The sequence below is a fragment of the Burkholderia sp. JPY481 genome (assembly GCF_038900515.1).
Lineage (GTDB): Bacteria > Pseudomonadota > Gammaproteobacteria > Burkholderiales > Burkholderiaceae > Paraburkholderia > Paraburkholderia youngii.
This window is the reverse complement of record NZ_JAYMRT010000004.1, coordinates 80,337-95,618: the sequence shown is the minus strand read 5'-3', so window position 1 is coordinate 95,618 and position 15,282 is coordinate 80,337. Positions and strand designations below refer to the sequence as shown.

Annotated in this window: 14 protein-coding genes; 10 read left to right on the top strand and 4 right to left on the bottom strand. The window is 65.2% G+C overall.

Features of this window, described 5'->3' with window-relative positions; translation table 11 throughout:
• Window positions 1-94: 94 nt before the first annotated feature.
• Window positions 95-1,498: a TAXI family TRAP transporter solute-binding subunit gene (locus tag VSR82_RS12450; protein WP_429460776.1), complete on the bottom strand. Its 1,404-nt coding sequence runs from the start codon at window positions 1,496-1,498 to the stop codon at window positions 95-97.
• 548 nt (window positions 1,499-2,046) lie between these two features.
• On the opposite strand from VSR82_RS12450, the gene VSR82_RS12445 reads away from it, so the two are divergent.
• Window positions 2,047-2,385: a BON domain-containing protein gene (locus tag VSR82_RS12445; protein WP_176109426.1), complete on the top strand. Its 339-nt coding sequence runs from the start codon at window positions 2,047-2,049 to the stop codon at window positions 2,383-2,385.
• 265 nt (window positions 2,386-2,650) lie between these two features.
• On the top strand, window positions 2,651-2,899 hold the full coding sequence (locus tag VSR82_RS12440; protein WP_176109425.1) for a hypothetical protein: 249 nt from the start codon (window positions 2,651-2,653) through the stop codon (window positions 2,897-2,899).
• 45 nt (window positions 2,900-2,944) lie between these two features.
• On the opposite strand, the gene VSR82_RS12435 is transcribed toward VSR82_RS12440, so the two are convergent.
• Window positions 2,945-3,733, bottom strand: a complete 789-nt coding sequence (locus tag VSR82_RS12435) for a sulfite exporter TauE/SafE family protein (protein ID WP_368624144.1) — start codon at window positions 3,731-3,733, stop codon at window positions 2,945-2,947.
• 253 nt (window positions 3,734-3,986) lie between these two features.
• A complete protein-coding gene (locus VSR82_RS12430; protein ID WP_410851311.1) occupies window positions 3,987-4,634 on the bottom strand; it encodes a LysE family translocator in 648 nt (215 codons plus the stop codon).
• Between the two features lie 452 nt (window positions 4,635-5,086).
• On the opposite strand from VSR82_RS12430, the gene VSR82_RS12425 reads away from it, so the two are divergent.
• The 6 genes from VSR82_RS12425 to VSR82_RS12400 all read left to right on the top strand — a co-directional run bounded on the left by VSR82_RS12425 (window position 5,087) and on the right by VSR82_RS12400 (window position 11,521).
• Complete coding sequence (locus VSR82_RS12425; RefSeq protein ID WP_498857724.1) at window positions 5,087-5,449, top strand: lysozyme inhibitor LprI family protein; 363 nt, start codon at window positions 5,087-5,089, stop codon at window positions 5,447-5,449.
• A 195-nt stretch (window positions 5,450-5,644) separates the two neighbouring features.
• The gene (locus VSR82_RS12420) at window positions 5,645-6,538 is read left to right on the top strand and encodes a LysR family transcriptional regulator (protein ID WP_410851313.1); all 894 of its coding nucleotides are present in this window, start codon (window positions 5,645-5,647) and stop codon (window positions 6,536-6,538) included.
• 276 nt (window positions 6,539-6,814) lie between these two features.
• The gene (locus tag VSR82_RS12415) at window positions 6,815-7,831 is read left to right on the top strand and encodes a hydroxymethylglutaryl-CoA lyase (protein ID WP_498857723.1); all 1,017 of its coding nucleotides are present in this window, start codon (window positions 6,815-6,817) and stop codon (window positions 7,829-7,831) included.
• Entirely contained in the window at window positions 7,828-9,075 is a 1,248-nt protein-coding gene (locus VSR82_RS12410; RefSeq protein WP_498857722.1) for a CaiB/BaiF CoA transferase family protein, read from the top strand. Before VSR82_RS12415 ends, VSR82_RS12410 begins: the two co-directional genes overlap by 4 nt.
• 102 nt (window positions 9,076-9,177) lie before the next feature.
• Window positions 9,178-9,983, top strand: a protein-coding gene (locus VSR82_RS12405; RefSeq protein WP_498857721.1) for an IS5 family transposase whose coding sequence is annotated in 2 segments (ribosomal slippage) — window positions 9,178-9,508 and window positions 9,508-9,983 — 807 coding nt in all. Because the reading frame shifts where the segments join, the coding sequence is not laid out codon by codon here.
• A gap of 32 nt (window positions 9,984-10,015) precedes the next feature.
• Complete coding sequence (locus tag VSR82_RS12400; protein ID WP_429460765.1) at window positions 10,016-11,521, top strand: MFS transporter; 1,506 nt, start codon at window positions 10,016-10,018, stop codon at window positions 11,519-11,521.
• Between the two features lie 17 nt (window positions 11,522-11,538).
• On the opposite strand, the gene VSR82_RS12395 is transcribed toward VSR82_RS12400, so the two are convergent.
• Window positions 11,539-11,688, bottom strand: coding sequence for a hypothetical protein (locus VSR82_RS12395; RefSeq protein WP_176109418.1), 150 nt, complete (start codon window positions 11,686-11,688; stop codon window positions 11,539-11,541).
• An 879-nt stretch (window positions 11,689-12,567) separates the two neighbouring features.
• Here VSR82_RS12395 and VSR82_RS12390 point away from each other — a divergent pair.
• Together VSR82_RS12390 and VSR82_RS12385 are read left to right on the top strand one after the other, a co-directional pair.
• Window positions 12,568-13,563 carry a helix-turn-helix domain-containing protein gene (locus tag VSR82_RS12390; RefSeq protein ID WP_429460763.1) on the top strand — a complete coding sequence of 332 codons (996 nt, stop codon included), beginning with the start codon at window positions 12,568-12,570 and terminating at the stop codon, window positions 13,561-13,563.
• Window positions 13,564-13,653: 90 nt separating this feature from the next.
• On the top strand, window positions 13,654-15,255 hold the full coding sequence (locus VSR82_RS12385; RefSeq protein ID WP_410851317.1) for a sugar phosphate nucleotidyltransferase: 1,602 nt from the start codon (window positions 13,654-13,656) through the stop codon (window positions 15,253-15,255).
• Window positions 15,256-15,282 lie beyond the last annotated feature (27 nt).

Sequence of the window (15,282 nt, the reverse complement as noted above, 5' to 3'; positions counted from 1 at the left end):
TAGCGATCTTACGCGGTGCGCTCCCGGCTTGCACCGGTCGATATCCCCTGGTGGCGGGCGGCGGGTGCGGGTTCAGGCGGTGTCGCCGGCGCGCTCAGCCTTTGACTTGATCGGCCGCCTGCTCGTCGGCTTCGTCCAGCCCGGCCGGCGTGTCGCGGCTTGCCATGAGCCGCCGCCGCACGAAGCCGATGTGCTCGCGCAGCACGTAGAACTGGTCCGCGTATGCGAGCGGCATCTTCATGCCGTTGACCGAGTCTTCGATCGCGTCGAGCCGCTCGATCAGCGACGCGCGTTCGGCCGGCGAGTGTTCGCTGAGCGCGCTGCGCTCGATCGCGATCAGCGCGCCGTACCAGCGATAGATGCGCGACTTGACGCGCCATGCGTACAAGCCCGGCACGACGCGCAGCGCCGGCACCAGCAGCACGATCAGCGGCACGACGATCACCAGCAGGCGGTCCGCGAGGCTCGCGATCCAGAACGGCAGCGTCCGGTACAGGAAGCTCTTGCCCGACTTGTAGTAGCGCGCGGCGTCGTCGGACAGCGGGAAGTCGTGCGCGAGCGGCGCGGGGAATTCGCCGGCGCGCTGCATCGTCGTCGCGCCGCCGTGCACCTCGCGCGCGGCTTCGATCAGCAGATCCGACAGCGCCGGATGCAGCGAATCGCGCGCGATCAGCTCGGCGGTCGGCGCGACGATGCTGATCGAGTTCGCCGGCAGGTTCTTGCCGAGGTCGAAGGCGCCCATCGGCACCTTCAGCTGCGTCAGGTACGGAAAGCGGCGCGTGTACGCGTCGGCCTGCGAGAAATCGTAGAAGCGCACATTCCCCGTGCGGTAGAGCTTGCCCATCACGGCCGGTTGCGCCGAGTCGCCGGCGAGGAAGGTTGCGTCGATCGTGCCGTCGATCAGCGCGTCGGCGGCTGCGTCGCCCGTCAGCGGCAGCAGCCGGGTCGGGCCGCCCGGCACGATGCCGTTGGCCTTCAGCAGCGCGAGCGCGAGCTCGCGCGTGCCGCTGCCCTCGGGGCCGATCGCGAGGCGTTCGCCCTTGAAGCCGGACAGCCAGTCGACCGGCGCGCCGCGATAGAAGATCGCGAGCGGCACGTAAGCGACGCTGCCGAGCGACATCAGGCTTTTGTCCTTGTCGACCGCGGCGGGCGCGATGCCGCTCTGCACGAAGCCGACATCGACGTTGGCCTTCGGGTCCAACAGCCGCTTCAGATTTTCCTGCGAACCCTGCGAGGCCAGCACGTTCAGCGTGATGCGGTTGCGCGCGAGGATCGCCTTGTACTTCTGCGCGGCGATCCAGAACGTGCTGCCGACCGGGCCGGCGCTAATCGTCAGCGTATTCGGCGGAGCGGGCTGGATCAGCCGCACGGCGGCCCAGATGCCGACGATCACGAGCAGCACGAGCGGGCCGAACGAGACCGCCAGGTCGCGCCACGAGATCGCGACAAAACGGGCGACGAGATGGGTAGGGCGGCTGCGGCCGGTGTCAGGCTTCATCGGATCTTCTGAAAACGGCGGTCGGTCGGGCGCGAATGCGCGCAGGCGGCTTGGGCGGCGCGCCAGCACGCGTCGCGCCGATGGTACCTGAGATTGGCACGGCCGCGAATCGCGTAGCCGCCCGTCACGCCGACAAACGCGTAACAAATGGTGAGCGTCGCGGGTGCGCGCCAGCATGACGTCCATGCAAATTTTGCGCGACCACGTAGCGTGTCCGTCTTTATCCGGCAAGCATGACGCACCCGCTGTCGGTGCGCCACGCCGCGCGCTAAACCCTTTGCGCTTCTGTGCCGGCTAGATTAAATTGTGCATCGTTACCGCGATCCAACGTTTGCGGCGATATCCCGGCAAGACGGACAAGAACCGGGCACGTCGGCGGACTTCGCGGTTTGCCGATTACCGGTAATCAGCCTCTCTCGTCTCTTGCACATCGTGTCAACCGTTGACGGCCGTCGCGCACGCGCGCATTCGCGCGATGACGGCCGCCCGTAGTCGTAACGAAGCCGCTTGTTGATGCGGTCCAATGTGAAACCAAGGAGAAGAGAGCTATGAAAACGGTCGGTTTTCTGAAAACACTGGGTGCGGTCGTGGCAATGGTGGCGGCGTGCAGCGTCTACGCCCAAAACGCTCCGGATACGGCGTCGGCGGCAGCCACCGTCAAGGCCGGCAAGGCAGCGAATCATGAACTTGGCCGTAAGGTGCGCCACGCGCTGACCAAGACCCAGGGTCTCGACGTGTCGCACATCGCCGTGCGCGCGCGTGGCGGCGCAGTGACGCTGACCGGCACGGTGCCGGACCAGGGGCAGGCCGAGAAGGCCGGCGAAGCCGCCAAGGGCGTCGAGGGCGTGACGTCGGTGACGAACAAGCTGACGGCGAAGCAACAGTAAGCGGTGCGCGCGAGCGCGGCGCCGCAAGGCCCGCGTCGCGAGGTCTATCAATCAGTTCGGAGGCTCCGGCATTTTCGCCGGAGCTTTTTTTTCGTGCGCCGGTTTTGGGCGCAGCACTTGCGACGTTTGCGGGACCGCAGCAATGCGGCTTGCCGCACTCACTGGTGCTGATCGAGGCGCGGCTGTCCCGGCTTCGTGCGCTGCGGCACAGTACCGACGCATCGCGGGGCGTACTGTGACGAGGAGGGAACGGGGAGCCAAGCTTATGCAAACCACGCAGTTTCGCTACATCGATCTGCCGATCGGCGATCGCGCGGCATTTGAACTGGTGTGCGCAAGACACGGTTTCGCGCCCGCGCATTTCGACATCAGCGCGAGCGCGGCGCCCGGTGAGCCGGCGCACGAACGCGTCGTCACCGTGCGGCGTGTCGACTGGTCACGGTCGTATCGCGATGGCCACGGTCAGTGGGTCCGGCAGTTCGAGGCGGATCTGACCAGCCGGTTTTTCAAATAGACACCGGTCGCCGCGTGCGCGCTTGACGCGTCTTCAGCGGGCGGCTCACGACAACACCAGCCGCACGCCGACCAGCGTCAGCGTCGCCGCGAGCAGATTGCGCAGCAGCACTTCCGGCGCGCGCGAGGCCAGAAAGCTGCCGATCGCGATGCCGGGCAGCGATCCCACCAGCAGCGACAGCAGCATCGACCAGTCGATCGAGCCGAGCAGCCAATGTCCGGCACCCGCGAGCAAGGTCAGCGGCACCGCGTGCGCGATGTCGGAGCCGACGATGCGTGTGGTCGGCAGCATCGGATACAGCAGCAGCAACACCGTCACGCCGATCGCGCCCGCACCCACCGACGTCAACGACACCAGCGCACCGAGGATCGCGCCGGTCAGCATCGTCAGCGCTAGCGTGCGCCCTTGGCTCGGCGCGCGTAGCTTGCGCGCGCCGAGCGCCGCAAGCTGCGGACGGAACACCAGCGCGATCGCGGTAACCAGTAGCGCCGCGCCGAGCACGACCTGGATCAGCCGGCCCGCGCGCGGCGTGTCCATTCCGTAGCGATGCAGCAGGATCAGCGTGATGGTGGCCGCGGGCACGCTGCCGGCGGCGAGACGCAGCGTGACCAGCCAGTCGACCGAGCCCTTCAGGCCGTGCACCAGCGTGCCGGTCGCCTTGGTGGCGGCCGCGTACAACAGGTCGGTGCCGACCGCGGTGGCAGGGTGCACGTTGAATAGCAGGACGAGGATCGGCGTCATCAGCGAGCCGCCGCCGACGCCCGTCAGCCCGACCAGAAAGCCGACGAACAGGCCGGAGACGGAGTACAGCAGATCGATGTGGGGAAGTGCCATTAAGCGGACAGCTGACGCAGCGCGGGTGAAGGGTTGGGCGGCAAGGCCGGCGGACGCGCCGGGCGGCTGGCGGCGGCGGTGTGCGGTGCGCTGCACGGCCGCGTCGGCCGACGCCTGAGCGGCGAAAGGCGCTATTGTCGCAAAACTGCCGCGCCCGCGTGCGGCACTTACTCAGGGGAGCGCGTCGCGGCCGGCAACGGGCCGCGTTCGGTGGCTACGGCGCGGGTGCGCCGCATCGGGTGCGAGGCGCCGCTCAGAGCGCGCGGCGGATTTCGACGACGCCGAACGCCGCGAGCATGAGGCCGACCACGCGATCGATCGCGTGGCGCAGCCTGCTGCCGATCGCATGACGCGCGAGCGACACGATCGTCACCAGACAGCACCACCACGCGATCGAACCGGCGAACACGCCGCCGACCGTCGTCAGCGCGATGGCTGGCGAGAACGCGCCGCGCGGTGCGAGCGTCGTGAACAGCGCCGCGAACATGATGATGGTCTGCGGATTGGTCAGCGTCAGCAGCAGCGCGCTCGCGTACGCACGCAGCGCGCCGGCGCGGCCGATCTGCGCGAGCTTGCCATTGCTGTTGCCGTTGCCGTCGGCGCTTTCGGCGGGCGGTTTCTGCAGCAGTGCGCGCACGCCGAGATACAGCAGGAACAGGCCGGCGAGCAGATGCAGCGGACGGTCGTACGCGAGCATGAACTGCGAAATGCCGACGAGGCCGAGCGCGGCGATCAGCCCGTAGGCCGCGTCGCCGCTCGCGATGCCGAAGCCGATCGCGAGTCCCGCGCGTGGGCCGCCGGTCAGCGTGCGACGAATGCACAGCATGCCCATCGGGCCGACCGGCGCGGCGATCGCCAGCCCGACGCCTGCAGCGGTGAAAAACAAACTGGTCGTGGACATGAGCAGGTTCTCGAGCGGTTGTTCTGGTTGGGGCAGTCGCCTGCAGGCTGCGGGCGCACTCGCCAGCATAGCCAGACCGGAAATCGCGGGCAAGGGTGGAGGGTAAGACTCACCGCGCGATGATTCGCTTCAGCGGATCGGCCAGCATGGCGATGAAAGCTAATATCGCCGCGTCGGTTACAACGGTTTTAGCCAGAGAAAAACAACAATGCCGCTGAGTTGTTCAACTGAACGGTATTGCGGCTCAATGCCGCCTTTTTTGTCGTTATATCGTAAAAATTCGTCAAAAAATGAGATGGCCAGAGCAATCGTTAATGTCTGTCAAGAAAATTTTGTCTCAAATTATAGGGGGTGACCGCGCCTCTGTTTGCATGGTTAATTCGCCAGGTATTTTTCGGGAAATCAAAAGAGGTTATATGGTCATAGAGAGGTGGTGTAATGCCTGATGCGCTTTGAGCAGCAGTAACGACGAGATCGACCGCCTCTGCAGGACTGGTGAGCACACATCAACTGCCGATATCGCTGTTTGCAGCCAAAGGAATTTCGAGCAAATTTACGCAAAATTGAATTCCACAATCAAAACGTCGGAAGCTGAGTTGAGCAAAGGCGATGTTGATTTGAAGGCCGATAACAATCCTGTCGCATTGCCTTACTTTGAGAATGGACAAAGGGCATGGGTCGAATATCGCGACAATCAGTGTTACGCTGAGACCTATTCATTAGGCGAAGCATCGATGCGTTATGTGACGTTTTGGGATTGCATGGCGCGCATAACGAAAGAGCGGATAAGTGATCTTCAGAGCACTGAAGACTAAGGAAAGGCAACCGCGCCTCACACGAGTCGCCTCGCCTTGCGAGGCTTTCCATTCGAGCGTCAATTGCTTGTTCAACTGCTTGTTTCTGCCCGGCAAGCCGTGGTTATAGCCGCACCGCAAGCGACAGAAGCCCTCCACGGCCTTCCGCGATGAACCATAATTCCCCCACTCCCAACTCCCGAATCCGCTCCGCCGATGTGGCAAATCGATCAGGTCACGCTGCGCTTGTTCATCGCCGTGTGCGAGGAAGGCACGATCGCGCGCGCGGCGGAGCGCGAGTTCATCGCGCCGTCGGCGGTCAGCAAGCGGCTCGCCGATCTCGAAGCGCTCGTCGACGTTGCACTGCTGTCGCGCAGCCAGCGCGGCGTGCGCCCGACCGCCGCCGGCGAAGCGCTGTTGCGCCACGCGCGGCTCATCATGCGCGGCCACGAACGCCTGCAGGCCGAACTCAGCGAATACGCGGCCGGCGCGCGTGGCCATGTGCGGGTGCTGGCGAACGTATCGTCGATGGTGGAGTTTCTGCCCGAGGCATTGTCCGCGTTTTTGCAGGCGAATCCGGCGATCCGGGTCGATGTCGAGGAGCGCGTCAGCGCGGACATCGTGCGCGGGCTCGAAGAGGGCGTCGCCGATCTGGGCATCTGTCGCGACACGGTGCCGCTCGGCAGTCTCGACACGCTGCCGTATCGCGCCGACCATCTGGCGCTGATCGTGCCGCGCGCGCATCCGCTCGCGGGTGAGACGCAGGTCGGCTTTGAGCAGACGCTCGGATTCGATCATCTGGGGCTCGCCTCGAATGCGTCGGTCAATGCGCTGATGCAGCGCATCGCGCTGGAGAAGGGCGGCGAGTTGAATTACCGCACCTATGTATCGACGTTCGATGCCGCCTACCGCTTCATCCAGGCGGGACTCGCGGTCGCGATCCTGCCGCGCGAGGCTCTGCCGCGCCATGCGGCCGACGAGTACGGCATCGTCGCCGTGCCCTTGCGCGAGGCGTGGGCCGAGCGGCGTTTTGTTATTTGCATGCGCGATCGCGCGGCGTTGACGCTGGCGGCCGCGCGTTTGCTCGAGCATTTACTGGGCGCCAGGTAAGACGGACAGCGCACCCGGTCACTCGCACCGACAGTCCCTGATACCTCCCGGGCGACGCCCTTCCTCACCTCTCCAGACAAACCCCTAAGCATTTCACCCAGGCGGGCGCGAAAGCCCGCCGCCTCGGCCTGGGCGGCCATCGCGAGCGGCGATGTCGGGCGTCGTCAATGCAGACTTTGCCGCGCGCCGGCACGCGGGCACGCTGTGATCCGGTTAGCGCATCACTTGTACCCAGCGGATCTCCGAAACCCGCGTCCACATCCAGGATTCAAACCGATGAATGACGCCCGCGAGCGTGTCGTCGTGACCGAAGTCGGTCTGCGCGACGGTCTGCAAAGCATTGCCCGCATCATGTCCACCGACGACAAGCGTCGCTGGATCGACGCCGCGTATGCGGCCGGCGTGCGCCATATGGAAGTCGCGTCGTTCGTGCCGGCAAAGCTGCTGCCGCAAATGGCCGACGCCGCCGCCGTCGTCGCGCACGCCCGTAGCTATGACGATCTGAGCGTCACGGCGCTCGTGCCGAACCTGAAGGGCGCGCAGCACGCGCTCGATGCCGGTGTACAGCGCATCGTCGTGCCGATTTCGGTGAGCGTCGCGCATAGCGTCGCGAACGTGCACAAGACGCCCGCCGAGATGATCGATGCGTTCTCCGCGATGCGTGAGCTGATCGATCGCGCGTCTTCGGCTGGTGCTCGCCGCGTCGAGTTGATCGCCGGTTTGTCGACGGTGTTCGGCTGCACGCTGCAAGGCGCCGTGCCGTACGCGGATATCGCCGCGATCGCGCGCGCCGCGATGCAGTCCGGCGCCGACGTGATCGCGCTCGGTGACACGACCGGCGAGGCGACGCCGCGCCAGGTCGGCGAGGTGATCGAGCTGGTGCGCAACGTCGCGGGCAACAAACTGCGTTCGCTGCATTTCCACGACACGCGCGGCCTCGGTCTCGCCAACACGCTGGTCGCGCTGCAGCACGGGATTCGGGAATTCGATGCGTCGCTGGCCGGTCTCGGCGGCTGTCCGCATGCACCAGGCGCGACCGGCAACGTCAATACCGAAGACCTCGTGTTCATGCTCGACAGCATGGGCTACGACACTGGTATCGACATCGCGCGGCTGCTCGCCTCGCGCGCGGTGCTCGCCCAGGCGCTGCCGGGCGAACCGCTGTATGGCTATCTCGCGCGAGCGGGATTGCCGAAGCAGTTCGCGCACGCGCAACCGGCCGCGCGCGAATCCGCCGGGTCCTCCGGATCTTTACGTGATTCCCATTGTTCCATTCCGCAGGTGCCGCAATGACTCCGCTTTCCTCCGCTACCTCCGCTTCGTCTTCGACGTCTTCGCCGCAGCCGGGCACGTTGCCGCTCGCGGGCATCCGCGTGATCGAGTTGTCGCATATGGTGATGGGCCCGACCTGCGGCATGATTCTCGGCGACCTCGGCGCCGAAGTAATCAAGGTCGAGCCGCCGCGCGGCGACAGCACACGCCGGCTGCTCGGCACCGGCGCGGGCTTTTTCCGCACCTTCAACCGCAACAAGAAAAGCGTCGCGCTCGATCTCGACAGCGAAGCCGGTCTCGCCGCGCTGAAGCAACTCGTCGATAGCGCCGACGTCTTCGTCGAAAACTTCAAACCCGGCCGCATGGCGAGTCTCGGCCTCGATTACGCGACGCTGCGCGAGCGCAATCCGAAGCTGATCTACGTGTCGCATAAGGGCTTTCTCAATGGTCCGTACGAACATCGTCTGGCGCTCGACGAAGTCGTGCAGATGATGGCGGGTCTCGCGTACATGACCGGGCCGGTGGGCCGTCCGCTGCGCGCGGGCAGCTCGGTCAACGACATCATGGGCGGCATGTTCGGCGCGATCGGCGTGCTGGCCGCGCTGCACGAGCGGCACGCGAGCGGCCGCGGCAAGGAGGTGCAGAGCGCGCTGTTCGAGAATTGCGTGCTGCTGAGTGCGCAGCACATGCAGCAGTTCGCGGCGACCGGCGTGGCCGCCGCGCCGATGCCCGAGCGCATCAGCGCCTGGGCCGTCTACGACGTGTTCACGCTCGCGCATGGCGAGCAGATGTTCATCGCCGCGACCGGCGACGCGCAGTGGCGCGCGCTGTGCGCGATTCTCGAGCGCGACGATCTGCTCGCCGATGCGCGCCTTGCGACCAACAACGACCGCGTGCTCGCGCGCGGCTGGCTGCTGCAGACGCTCGGCGAAAGCCTGAGCCGCTTCGACGGCGCGACGCTCGTGCCGCTGTTCGAGCGCAATCACATTCCGTTCGCGTCGATCACGAAGCCCGAAGAACTGTTCGACGATCCGCACCTGAATGCGAGCGGCGGCCTCGTGCCGCTGACGCTCGACGACGGCAGCGAAACCGCGATGCCATTACTGCCGATTTCGCTCGACGGTGCGCGTCTCGGGCCGCGCCAGCCGATCGCGAAGATCGGCGAGCACACCGTCGACGTGCTGCGCGAACTCGGCTTCGACGACGCGCGGATCGCGGAGCTGAGCGGTGGCGTGCAATCGCGGGCGCCGGGCGCGGCTGCATGAGCGGCTGCGTGAGCGTCATGCCGCGCTTGGCCCATTGCAACGGGCAATAAGAGCGGCTAACACAACCTGGACATCAAGCCATAGGTTTCGTATCCTGGGCGCATGTCCAGAAGAAAAATCAGCAACGAACTGTGGGCGGCGCTGGAACTGTTGATTCCGGCATTTACGCCGTCACCCAAAGGCGGCCGTCGGCGCACAGTTGACGACCGCGCAGCACTGAACGGCATCCTGTATGTCCTGCAAACGGGCATCCCATGGGAAGACCTGCCGCAGGAACTGGGTTTCGGCAGCGGCATGACATGCTGGCGACGGCTACGAGACTGGCAGGCCGCAGGCGTGTGGGAGCAGCTGCATCTGGCAATGCTTCGCCGGTTGCGTGAACACGACCAGATTGATTGGGAACGGGCGAGCCTCGATGCTGCCAGTGTTGCCAGCCCCCGGGGGGCCAGGAAACCGGCCCCAACCCGACAGACCGGGGAAAGCTCGGGTCGAAACGGCACATCGTTGTAGATGCGCGCGGCATTCCACTGGCCATCACGGTCACGGGCGCCAACCGACACGACTCGATGGCATTCGAGCCCACGCTCGATGCCATTCCGGCAGTCTCGGGTCTGAATGGCCAGCCCCGCAAACGCCCGGGCAAGTTGCATGCGGACAAGGGCTATGACTTTGCCCGCTGTCGGCGTTACCTGAAGCAGCGCGGAATCACGGCCCGTATTGCCCGTCGCGGCGTGGAAAGCAAGGAGCGGCTCGGGCGGCATCGCTGGGTGGTCGAGCGCACGCATGCATGGTTTGCCGGTTTCGGCAAACTGCGCATTCGTTTCGAACGGCGTCTCGACATTCATAGTGCTTTGCTTTCCTTGGCTGCTGCCGTTATCTGCTCGCGCTTCGTTGATGACTTGTGTTAGCGGCTCTAAACCAAAAACTCTGGAGACGGACGATGAAATCGTCGAATCAGGCGATGTACGCCACTGCGCTCGGCGAGGCGGCCGGCGCGCTCGATGGCTCACCCACGGACGCGGGCGCCGATGCGTCAGCGCCGGACCGCGCCGCCGCGATCGCGCTCGATGGCGCGCGGATTTCCGCGCGGCTCGACCGGCTGCCCGCGACCCGCACGATCTGGCAGCTCGTGATGCTGCTGAGCTTCGGCATGTTCTTCGAACTCTACGACCTGATGTACTCCGGCTACATCGCGCCGGGCCTCGTGCACAGCGGCCTGCTCACCGCCACGACGCGTGGTCTGTTCGGCACGAGCGGCGTCGCGAGTTTCATCGCCGCGCTGTTCGCGGGCCTGTTCATCGGCACGGCGGCGTGCGGCTTTCTCGCCGACCGCTTCGGCCGCCGTGCGATCTTCACGTGGTCGCTGCTGTGGTACACGGCGGCCAACGTCGTGATGGCGTTCCAGCACACGGCGCTCGGCTTGAACTGCTGGCGCTTCATCGCGGGGATCGGCATCGGTGTCGAGATCGTCACGATCGGCGCGTATATCTCCGAACTCGTGCCGAAGCACATTCGCGGGCGCGCTTCGGCGTGTTCGCAGGCGGTCGGCTTCTGCGCGGTGCCGATCGTCGCGTTCCTGTCATATCTGCTGGTGCCGCAACGCGTGTTCGGTCTCGATGGCTGGCGTGTGGTCGTGCTGATCGGCGCGATTGGCGCGATCGTCGTGTGGTGGATTCGCAGGGGTTTGCCGGAGAGCCCGCGCTGGCTCGCGCAAAAGGGCCGCCTCGCAGAAGCCGACGCGGTGATGACGCGTCTCGAAGCACGCGTCGCGCGCGAGTATCAGCGCCAATGCGGCCTGCCGTTGCCCGAGCCCGCGCTGCCCGAACCGGTGCGCGCGCGGGCGGCGTTTCGCGATCTGCTGGTGCCGCCGTATCGCAAGCGCACGCTGATGCTGATCCTCTTTCACGTGTTCCAGACGATGGGCTACTACGGCTTCGCGAACTGGATTCCGACGCTGCTGATCAAGCAAGGCATTACGGTGACGACGAGTCTGATGTACGCGAGCATCATCGCGATTGCGGCGCCGCTCGGGCCGTTGCTGGGATTGCTGATCGCCGATCGCTTCGAGCGCAAGAGCGTCATCATCTGGATGGCGGCGGTCAACGTCGTGTGCGGACTCGCGTTCAGCCAGGCGCGCGAGACGGTGCTGCTCGTGAGTCTCGGCGTGTGCCTCGTGCTCGCGGGCAACATCATTTCGTACAGCTATCACGCGTACCAGGCCGAGCTGTTTCCGACCGGCATCCGGGCGCGCGCGGTGGGCTTCGTTTATTCGTGGAGCCGGATTTCGGCGATGTTCTCGGCGTTCGTGATCGCCGCCTGCCTCGGCCGCTTCGGCGTGAACGGTGTGTTCGTGTTCATCTCGGCGGCGATGGCGGTCGTCATGGTCGCGATCGGTACGCTGGGGCCGAAGACGCGCGATGTCGCGCTCGAGGATATTTCGAAGTAGCCCGGGTCTGACAGGCCTTAGGAGTCCTGGCGAGTCTCGTCGTTGCTCGACAGCCGGTCGGACACGTTGCCGAGCAGCAGCGCAAGCAGCACGACGCCGATCATCGCGAACAGGAACCCGCCGATCATCGTGGCAAGTATCAGCGTGATCCATGAAATGCCGTTCATGTGTGCGGTTCCAGCGCGTTGGTCGGGGGCATCGTAACCCGTTCAACATCACATCTATGTGCGCTTGCCCGCCGTAAGCCTGTCAGGCGACGCCGAACTATCGTCGCAACGTGCCATGACGCGGCGCGTTCTCGATGGTGTCACCGTCGTTGCGTAACGGGAAAGCGGACTTCGTTCGCTGTCCGCGACCATCCTTGCGAAGAACCTCATAGTGCATTTCCGCAATCGGTTGGCGGAAATGCACCCGGCCGCACCCGATGTATTCCGCCATTGGCGCGCCTATTGCGGTGGCGCTAAAGTTGTCCGATATCCATGTTTCAGGTCTGAAACGTTAATCGCCGTCTTTATATTCCGGCCGTCAATAAAAATGATTTAAATAATTTTTTCTGGCGCGTTGAGTGCTTGTATTGAACGGTGGAATGGGCGGTGGCGCCGTGCTTGCGTCGATGGGTTACGGGAGCTTGCCGAGAAGCCGGCCTCACATGAGAGGGTGGAGTTTGTTCCACTCATCGCCGGCGACTTCCGGCAAAAAATCGCTTTTAAAATACGCTCTGCCAGGTGGATTAAGCGGAGACACGCCGTTTTTCGAGTAGCCCCGCAGTGTGCGCTGGCGTACGCATTCATTTTTTAAATTGCATTAAGATTCACGAGTGCATATTCAACCATATGCGGATAGACGATTAATCCATTGAAAAGACGGTCGTTTCGGTATTGAGCCGAATTGCACTGGCCGATCACGTAGTCATAGTGCCAATATGTCTGCACTTTCGGACATGGCGGCAGAGCGCCGGAGGTGGTCGCTATGATGCACTGCGCGGAGTTCGCATTGTGCGTGATCGTAAAAGGTGTAGTTGATCGTTTTCTGTCGAGAGGATGACTATGACCTGCGCGAGTCTGGAGTCTGCAATGCTGCGCTGGGTGCATGCGCCGAACAAGGGCGTGCGTCGTGTCGCGATTCTGTTGTTCAACGACTGCTCGCTGCAAGGAGCGGGAGTTATCGCCGAGGTTTTCCAGGCTGCCAACGAGCTCTCCACTTCCGGTTCGGGCGCGTGGCTGTACGACGTTTCGTTTTTATCCGCCGACGGCGGCATGGTGAGTTCGTCGTCGGGGTTGCGCGTATGGACCGACGGACTCGACGCGCGCCATTACGTCGGCTTCGATGCGCTCTATGTGGCGGGCGGCAAGGGCGCGGCGTCGGCGGCGCGCGATGAGCGGCTGCTCGGATGGCTGCGGCGGGTGCGCCACAACACCTCGATGATCCGCTCGATCGCCGAAGGGCGCGCGGTGCTCGACGCGGCGGCGCTGCCCGAGGACAAGGATGGCAGCGACCTGCGCCAGCCAACTGTGGCGAGGAATGGTGCGGGTCCCGCAGAGCAGGGCGCCGTCGAACTGAGCGACCGGCTGGAATCGATGCGCAGTGCGCTCGCGATGATTAAGCGCGATCTGGGCAACGCGACCGCGCGCTCGGCTGCCGAACGGCTGCTGTCGGACTCGTGCACGAACCTCGCGCCGCTGCTCGGCGAGGACGGCGGCATGAGTCCCGGCGACAAGGTTCGCGCTGCGGCGCGCTGGCTGCAGGAAAACTGCCAGCAGGCGATTTCGATTGCGGATGCCGCGCAGTTCGCGGCGATGAGCGAGCGCAACTTCCTGCGTCGCTTCAAGATGGAAATGGGTATCACGCCGTCGAGTTTCCTGTTGCACGAGCGCCTCGCGGTGACGTGCAGCCTGTTGACCGAATCGGAACTGCCGGTCGACAAGATCGCCCGTCGCACCGGGATGGGCAACGGCGACCGGCTCGCGAAAGTGTTTCGCAAGCGGATGAGGATTTCGCCGACCGAGTTCAGGATTCAAAGCCGCCGCATGGCGGGCGAGTAGCGCCGACGGAGCCAGCCCGGTCACCGCGCAGTGCAGGCGGGGACCGGTCCGTTGTTCGTTGTACCTTGCAGACCGATGAGGATTCCAGACATGTTGACGCAGGCAGGTGTGAGCGCCCGATCCGTCGAGCCGAACGGCGCAAGCGCCGGGGTTGCTGGCGCGCGCTGCGCGCACATCGTCCCGGTCATTCTCGCGGGCGGCTCGGGCACGCGGCTTTGGCCGGTGTCGCGCGAAAACTTTCCGAAGCAGCTGATCGACGTGGTCGGCTCCGACTCGCTGCTGCAGGCGACCGCGCGGCGGCTCGAGGGCTTCCCGGCGGGCTGGAGCATCGACGCATCGCCGATCGTCGTGTGCGGCGAGGAGCATCGCTTCGTGATCGCCGAACAGTTGCATGAAAACGGCGTCGACGCGCGTCTGATCGTCGAGCCTGCGCGCCGTGACACGGCGCCAGCGCTGACACTCGCGGCCTCGCTCGCGTGCGCCGCCGGCGACGACGCGATCCTGATCGTGATGCCCGCCGATCACGCGATTGCCGACGTGCCCGCGCTGCAGCGCGCACTGGCGTGCGCGGCGCACCACGCGAGCGAGGGCGCGATCGCGACGCTCGGCGTGCCGCCGACGCGTCCCGACACCGGCTTCGGCTATATCCGCATCGGCGCGGCATTGGCCGCTGGCGGCCACGCGATCGACGGCTTCGTCGAGAAGCCCGCCGAGGAAATCGCGCGGCAATACCTGACGGCAGGCACCTACTGGTGGAATAGCGGCATCTTCATCGTGCGCGCGCGCGTGTGGCTCGACACGCTCGCGTCGCTGCGGCCCGACATGCATGCGCCGTGCACGAGCGCGTTCGCGAGCGGCAAGCAGGACGGCGACGTGTTCCGGCCGTCGCACGACGCGTTCCTCGACGTGCCCGCCGATTCGATCGACTACGCGGTGATGGAGCGCCTGACCGAACCGCCGCCGGCAGAAGGCGACAGCGCGAGCAACGCTGAAACGCAAGGCGCGGCGCAGAGCGAGACGCAAGCGCGAAGCCCGGCTGCAGACATGCCGCCCGGCGTCGTGATCCCGCTCGAAGCCGGCTGGTCCGACCTCGGTTCGTGGGACGCGGTATGGGCCGCGATGGAGAAGGACCCGAACGGCAATGCCGGGCGCGGCCGCGTGACGTTCGAAGGCGCGGTGTCCTGCTATGCCCATTCGGAAGGGCGGCTCGTCGCGTGCGTCGGCACGGCCAACGTCGTCGTGGTCGAGACCGCCGACGCGGTGCTCGTGGTGGATCGTTCGCATGTGCAGGACGTCAAGGGGCTCGTGTCGCGCATCAAGGCGCAGCACGCGCCGGAGGCCGACGCGCACCGCAAGGTGCGGCGCCCGTGGGGCTTCTACGACTCGATCGATCGCGGCGAGCGCTTCCAGGTCAAGCGCATCGTCGTGACGCCCGGCGCGAAGCTGTCATTGCAACTGCATCATCACCGCGCCGAGCATTGGGTGGTCGTGCGAGGCACTGCGCTCGTCACGCGCGGCGAAGAGCAGTTCCTGCTCAGCGAAAACGAATCGACCTACATTCCGCTCGGCACGCGTCACCGGCTCGAAAACCCGGGCAGGGTGCCGCTCGAAATCATCGAAATTCAGTCGGGTACCTATCTCGGCGAAGACGACATCGTGAGGTTTGACGACAACTACGGCCGCTGCCCGTAGGCAGCCCATGTACACCCTTTTTGCGTA

What these genes read in the sequence shown, in the direction of transcription:
- VSR82_RS12445 (WP_176109426.1), top strand. Translation starts at nt 2,047, where the DNA reads ATGAAAACGGTCGGTTTTCTGAAAACACTGGGTGCGGTCGTGGCAATG.
- VSR82_RS12440 (WP_176109425.1), top strand. Translation starts at nt 2,651, where the DNA reads ATGCAAACCACGCAGTTTCGCTACATCGATCTGCCGATCGGCGATCGC.
- VSR82_RS12435 (WP_368624144.1), bottom strand. Translation starts at nt 3,733, where the DNA reads ATGGCACTTCCCCACATCGATCTGCTGTACTCCGTCTCCGGCCTGTTC.
- VSR82_RS12390 (WP_429460763.1), top strand. Translation starts at nt 12,568, where the DNA reads ATGACCTGCGCGAGTCTGGAGTCTGCAATGCTGCGCTGGGTGCATGCG.
- VSR82_RS12385 (WP_410851317.1), top strand. Translation starts at nt 13,654, where the DNA reads ATGTTGACGCAGGCAGGTGTGAGCGCCCGATCCGTCGAGCCGAACGGC.
- VSR82_RS12400 (WP_429460765.1), top strand. Translation starts at nt 10,016, where the DNA reads ATGAAATCGTCGAATCAGGCGATGTACGCCACTGCGCTCGGCGAGGCG.
- VSR82_RS12420 (WP_410851313.1), top strand. Translation starts at nt 5,645, where the DNA reads ATGTGGCAAATCGATCAGGTCACGCTGCGCTTGTTCATCGCCGTGTGC.
- VSR82_RS12450 (WP_429460776.1), bottom strand. Translation starts at nt 1,498, where the DNA reads ATGAAGCCTGACACCGGCCGCAGCCGCCCTACCCATCTCGTCGCCCGT.
- VSR82_RS12430 (WP_410851311.1), bottom strand. Translation starts at nt 4,634, where the DNA reads ATGTCCACGACCAGTTTGTTTTTCACCGCTGCAGGCGTCGGGCTGGCG.
- VSR82_RS12410 (WP_498857722.1), top strand. Translation starts at nt 7,828, where the DNA reads ATGACTCCGCTTTCCTCCGCTACCTCCGCTTCGTCTTCGACGTCTTCG.
- VSR82_RS12395 (WP_176109418.1), bottom strand. Translation starts at nt 11,688, where the DNA reads ATGAACGGCATTTCATGGATCACGCTGATACTTGCCACGATGATCGGC.
- VSR82_RS12415 (WP_498857723.1), top strand. Translation starts at nt 6,815, where the DNA reads ATGAATGACGCCCGCGAGCGTGTCGTCGTGACCGAAGTCGGTCTGCGC.